This window comes from Nocardia alni (genome assembly GCF_019038435.1).
Classification (GTDB): domain Bacteria; phylum Actinomycetota; class Actinomycetes; order Mycobacteriales; family Mycobacteriaceae; genus Nocardia; species Nocardia alni.
On sequence record NZ_JAGPOX010000004.1, the window covers coordinates 142,046 to 148,045 of the forward strand.

4 protein-coding genes are annotated in these 6,000 nt (G+C 67.2%); 2 read left to right on the forward strand and 2 right to left on the reverse strand.

Translation table 11 applies throughout. The features are described 5' to 3' along the window. Positions 1 to 34 precede the first annotated feature (34 nt). Both JZ791_RS03480 and JZ791_RS03485 read right to left on the reverse strand, forming a co-directional pair. Positions 35 to 1,549 (reverse strand): aldehyde dehydrogenase, encoded by a 1,515-nt coding sequence (locus tag JZ791_RS03480; protein ID WP_254205141.1) that lies wholly within the window; start codon positions 1,547 to 1,549, stop codon positions 35 to 37. Positions 1,550 to 1,685: 136 nt separating this feature from the next. Next, positions 1,686 to 3,107: an MmgE/PrpD family protein gene (locus tag JZ791_RS03485; protein WP_308162751.1), complete on the reverse strand. Its 1,422-nt coding sequence runs from the start codon at positions 3,105 to 3,107 to the stop codon at positions 1,686 to 1,688. Positions 3,108 to 3,245: 138 nt separating this feature from the next. Between JZ791_RS03485 and JZ791_RS46400 the strand changes: the two genes are divergently transcribed. Beyond that, positions 3,246 to 4,337 carry a response regulator transcription factor gene (locus JZ791_RS46400; RefSeq protein ID WP_216892653.1) on the forward strand — a complete coding sequence of 364 codons (1,092 nt, stop codon included), beginning with the start codon at positions 3,246 to 3,248 and terminating at the stop codon, positions 4,335 to 4,337. Between the two features lie 313 nt (positions 4,338 to 4,650). Further along, the gene (locus JZ791_RS03495) at positions 4,651 to 5,880 is read left to right on the forward strand and encodes a CoA transferase (protein ID WP_216892654.1); all 1,230 of its coding nucleotides are present in this window, start codon (positions 4,651 to 4,653) and stop codon (positions 5,878 to 5,880) included. The last annotated feature ends 120 nt before the right edge of the window (positions 5,881 to 6,000 follow it).

Genomic DNA, 6,000 nt, shown 5'->3' on the forward strand with positions numbered 1-6,000 from the left:
TTCCGGCCACCGCCGGGTCGATCGAACAACTCTGTCAGGACAGCGATTTCGCCAGCGACGGCGACAGACCGTAGGACTTGGGCTCGACATATCCGTCGAACCCCTCCAGCCCCGCCTCGCGACCGATGCCGCTGCACTTGAAGCCACCGATGGGCGAGTGGAAGCCCACCACGTTGCCGTTCAATTCCACTGTCCCCGTGCGGATCCGGCGGGCCACCGCCAGCGCGTGTTCGTCGTCGGCGGCGAAGACCGAACCGTTGAGACCGAACATCGAGTCGTTGGCGATCGCCACCGCCTCGTCCTCGTCGGCGAAACTCAGCACCGACAGCACCGGGCCGAAGATCTCCTCCTGCGCAATGCGCATATCCGCCCGGACCCCGGTGAAGACCGTCGGCTCCACGAACCATCCCCGGTCCAGCCCGTCCGGCCTGCCCCCGCCGACGGCGACCTTCGCCCCCTCGTCGCGGCCGATCTCGAGGTAGCTCTCGATCATCGCGCGCTGCCGCGCACTGACCACGGGACCGACCTCGGTGGCCGCATCGGCCGGATCACCCACCGGCATCGATTCGACCATCGCGACCAGCCGCTCGACCAGTTCCGCCTCACGAGACCGAGCCACCACGATCCGGGTCTTGTTGCTGCATGCCTGGCCGCTGTTGCGCATCGAGAGCTTCCGGATCTGGCCGATCACGACGTCGAGATCGGCGTCGCCGAGCACGATCGCGGCGGACTTGCCACCCAGTTCCAGGGTGACCCGCCGCAGATCGCGCCCGCAGAGTTCCGCGACGCGCCGGCCCGCCGCGGTGGAGCCGGTGAACGACACCTTGTCGACACCGGGATGGGTGACCAGGTGCTCGCTGACCCCGCGGTCGGCGGGCAGGATGTTGACCACGCCGTCCGGCAGACCGGCTGTCTGAAGGATCTCGCCGAGTATGTAGGCGTTCAGCGGCGCCTCGGGCGCGGTCTTGAGCACCACCGCGCATCCGGCGAGCAGGGCCGGCCCCAGTTTGAGCATGGCGATCTGCAACGGCATATTCCACGGAATGACCGCGGCGACAACGCCGATCGGCTCCCGCGTCACCAGGCCGGTGCCGGTCGCGGAGCGGCGGATACTGCTCCATTCATAGCTCGGCGCCAGTTCCAGGAAGGCATCGAGCAGCAGTTTCGCCCCCAGCGACTGGGTACTGCGTGACAGGGTGATGGGGCTGCCCATCTCGGCGGTGACCAGCTGGGCGATCTCCTCCTGCCGGTCACCCAGGCCGGCGCTGACGCGGGTCAGCACCTCGATCCGCTCGGTCAGCGACATCCGCGGCCACGGACCATGATCGAACGCGTGCCGGGCGGCCGCGACGGCACGGTCGGCGTCACTGGCCGCGGAGTTGGGCACGTGCGCCACGGTCTGCTCGGTATACGGCGAGATCACCGCGATCTGCTCGGTGGCGTTGGGCTCGGCCCAGCGGCCGCCGATGAACAGCTTCGAGTAATTGCCTTGATAGATCACGTTCTTCTCCTGATACAGGCCGAGCATCGCTCGCGCCGGTCGTGTCATGGAGCCGCCGTCTCGGACACGGGGGCGGCTCAGTAGTTGCGCCGCGCGGCGCGCTGTCCCCGAGTGTGTCGCAGCGCACACCCGAGGCGATATCCGTCGCCGGTCGTATTCGACTGCGACCTATAGCCGATAACGGTCACCGGGTGCCGAGCCGGCGCATCACCGTCGCGAAGTCGGCGACGTTCTCGAGGTCGAAGACGGCTTCGACGATGTCGTCCATCCGCGACTCCGGGATGACGCCCTCGGCATTGACGCGGAATTTGGCGATCAGTTCCGCGTCGGTCATCCGGGTTTGCGAGTCCGGGGTCGGACTGCCCTTCGGAAACACTCGATCGGCGACGAAAGTCGTTCCGCGGGCATCGACTTCGATACGAGCGGGACGCGCCGACGGGTGCGAGGACAGAGCCTTGAAATAGTCCGGATGCGGCTGAAAGGTGACCCGCTCCATCAGATCCATGACCGAACGGCTGAACACCAGCTCCGGATCGTGCCACGCCTTGCTCGGAGTGATGTTGTGCGCGCCCACGGCCAGCCCGTGCGCGATGCTGAACTGCGCGTCGTGGGTGTGTTCGATGACGTTGCTCAACCACAGCGGATGCAGGACCGCCGCCTCGCCCCAGCAGCGAATCGCCTCGATCTCCTCCGGCTTCAGATCGTTGTGCTCCACGATCTCGGTCAGCGCGTGCAGCGGCGCGTGCAGGATCCGGCAGTGCGGATACGGCTTGAAGGTCTGCTCGGCGGGGAACAGCCATTCGTCGCCGAGACCGTCGGTGATGTTCCGCGGTTCCCAGCGCCGGGTGCCGATGAAGCGCCGGTAGCCGAGTTCGGCGTCGTCCAGGACCGGCAGATCACCGCGGTGGCCGAGCTTGGCCATGTACGCCGCGGTGAGTGAGGCGTTGGTGAGTGCCCCGGCCAGCGAGTACTTGATCGTCGCGGTCGGCGCGTGCGCGAGCCAGGACCGCATGGAGTTCACCGGAGAGGTGGCGGCAGCGATCGCGAGCGCGTTGGCGAGCACCTCCGGGCTGTAGCCTTCGAGCTTCCCGACGGCCGCGGTCGCGCCGAAAATCGTGTTGCTGTAACCGAGTACCGGCGACAGGTTCATCTCGGTGTCGGTGCGATCACGCAGATAGTCGACCGATTTGTAGAACCGGAACGACATCTCGTGCGACAGCGCGATCGCGGCGATCACATCCCTGCCCGACCGCTGCTGACTCTCGGCCACCGCCATGGTCTGCGGCAGCACATACGGCGTCACATGCCCGGGCGGCAGGACCGCGTCGAAGTCCAGGGCGTTGATCAACTCGCCATTGGCGAAACTGGCGCCGAAGATCGACACACGGTCCGCGGTGCCGATGATGGTGGCATCTCCAGTGGTTCCGCCGGTCAGTCGGCCGTATTCGATGCCGATCCGGCCCTTGTGCTGATCCACCGCACCCAGCGCGCAGCCCATCGAGTCCAGCAGAATGCGCTTCGCCTCGACGACGACCTCCGTCGGCAGGCGGGAGTATTCGACCCCGGTGGTGAAATCGGCCAATTGTTCGACGATGGTCTTCGACACGAAGCGCGTCCTCTCAGGGCAGCCGCGGCGGTGATGGGCGGACGATCGCCCGCAGTTCCGCGATTTTCCGATATCGTCGACCATCCTACCGCTAACATTTAACATTATATATAGTGTTGTCGAAATACTGGAGCGATCGTGGCGACCGAAACAAGGCAGGCGCACCACCGTGACGTGGCGCTGCACGGCGATCTCGGCGCCCGGATCCGCGAGCTGGTCACCGACGCCGGCGATACCCTCGGCCGGGAGTTCCCCGCGCACGACCTGTCCCGCGCGGCGACGGCCGAACAGGTCCTCGGATACCTCTGGGAGGCAACCGTCGCGGACCTGTTGCGGGCGAACGCTGTTCAGCCCGCACAACTGACTCGGCTGACCCTGTTGCTCACCCGGATCCGGGACGCCGAGAGCGCGATCGATGAGGCCCGAATCAGCGAGGGCGTCGAGCTGCTGCGCCGGGTCCGCCGGGCACTGGCACGGATGCACGACGCGACGACCGTCGACGAGCTGTTCTCCCGCGCCCCCGAGGCGGCGTGCACCCTCGGATTCGATCGGGTGCTGCTCTCGACGGTGGAGAATTCGACCTGGAAGCTGCACACCATGAACGTGGTCGGCGATCCGAAACTCGCCGAGGACATGGTGGCGGCCGGTCGCGACAACCCGCCGCGCCTGGACGGCACCCTGATCGAATCCGATGTCGTCGCGCACCGGCGCGCCGGTCTGGCCCTGGATGTGCAGCGGAATCCGCGGGTCGAGCGCACCCTGGTGAAAATGTCGCGCTGCACCTCCTACGGCGTCGCGCCGCTGGCGGTGCAGGGGCAGGTCGTAGGCATGGTGCACGGCGACTGCTACCGGCCGCACCGCGAGGTCGACACTGCCGACCGCGCGGTGCTGAACCTGTTCGCCGAGGGCTTGAGCCACAGCCTCGCCCGGGTGCGAGTACTCCAGGGCGTCGCCGATCTCCAGCGCGGTTTACAGCAGCTCACCGGCGGTGTACCGCTCACCGCCCGACAGGCGCTTCCCCAACCCCACCCCCTCCTGTCGAGCCGGGAGGTCGAGGTCGTCGAACTGCTCGCCGCAGGCGAGCCCAACCGCCTGATCGCCCGCACACTCTGCATCTCCGAGGGCACGGTCAAAACACACGTGACCCACATCCTGCGCAAACTCGGCGCCGCCAACCGTGCCGAGGCAGTGTCCTACTGGCTGCGTGACGCGCCGATCCGGACGCGCTGACAACTCATCCCCGCAAACACGAAACCGCACACTGTGTTCCGCTGCCCGCATCGGGATGCCACCGAACCCCTCACGTGAACCCGGGCTGCCCGCCCACTAGTCGCGTATTATATATTCAGCATCGCCACGCCAGGGTGCCTGGTTCACAGCGCCCACCTCCATCAGCCGTCCACGATCATGGAGATCAGTGCCCATCCGGACATTCTGCCGCTAGAGCGGGCCGTGCCGGGCACGACGACCGCGGCCATTCGAAGCACAACCCCTTTCACCATCAGCGAGCGCAGCACGCAGACGACCTATCGTGGAGGATCACGTGAGCACAGACCATTCGACCCGAACTCCCCTGGCGGGCTTGCGGATCGTGGAGTTCGCCAGCTTCGTGGCGGGCCCGTCCGGGGGGATGACGCTGGGCCAGCTCGGCGCCGACGTCATCCGGGTCGATCCGATCGGCGGGGCCGCCGATTACACGCGGTGGCCGCTGTCGCAGCGGACCGGGCGCAGCCTGTACTGGACCGCGCTGAACCGGGGGAAGCGCTCGGTCGCGGTCGACCTGCGCTCTCCCGAGGGCCAGGAGTTGATCATCGGGCTGGCCACCGCGCCGGGACCCGATTCCGGCATCGTCGTGGACAACAATGTCGGGCGGCCGTGGCTGTCGTACGAGGCGCTGAGCCGACGGCGCGCCGACCTGATCCAGGTGCACATCGACGGCTACTCCGACGGCCGGGCGGCGGTCGACTACACGGTGAATCCCGATGCGGGCGTTGCCGATATGACCGGACCACTCGACGCGGCCGCACCGGTGAATCACGTCCTGCCCGCCTGGGATCTGCTCGCCGGGATGACCGCGACCACCGGATTGCTGGCCGCCCTGCACCGCCGCACCCGCCACGGCGAGGGCTCGTTCATCCGCCTCGCACTGGCCGATGTGGCGTTCTCCTCGCTGGTGAATCTGGGCTGGCTGGCCGAGGCCGACGAACTGGGCCACGCCCGCGTCAAACACGGCAACCAGGTCTACGGCAGCTACGGCGCCGACTTCGAGACCGCCGATGGCAGCCGCGTCATGGTCGTAGCCCTCACCCGCAGGCACTGGGATGCGCTGCGTCTCCTGACCGGCACGGGCGCGGTGTTCGACGCCCTCGAGAAATCCCTGGACGCCGACTTCCGCACCGAGGACGACCGGTATCGTCACCGCGACGTCATCACCGCCATCCTGCGTCCGTGGTTCGCCGCCCGCCCGCTGACTGAAATCGACCGCGTGCTCACCGAATCCGGTGTGCTGTGGAGTAAGTTCCGCACGGTCCACGACGTAGCGGCAGGCTACCGAGCCGAGGGATCACCCACGATCTTCGGCGAGGTCGACCAGCCCGGCGTCGGCCCCGTCCTGACCAGCCGCTCTCCCCTGCGCATCGACTCCGAGTACGGGGACTACGCGGCTGCACCCGATCTGGGCGAACACACCGGTGAGGTGCTGTCCGAGGTCCTGGGATTGAGCACCGCCGAATTGGGGCGGCTGCACGATGCTGGAGTCATCAGGCCGACATAGCCGAGAGCCGACATAGCCACCCCGGCAACACATGGCCACAGACCCCGTCGGCCATAGATCCTCTCTGCCACAGTCCCTGTCCGCCACCTGTCTCTTATCCACATCTGACGCTGCCGACGA

Bases quoted from the DNA above. Each gene is read 5' to 3' on its own strand.
- JZ791_RS03480 (WP_254205141.1), bottom strand. From the start codon at position 1,549: ATGACACGACCGGCGCGAGCGATGCTCGGCCTGTATCAGGAGAAGAAC.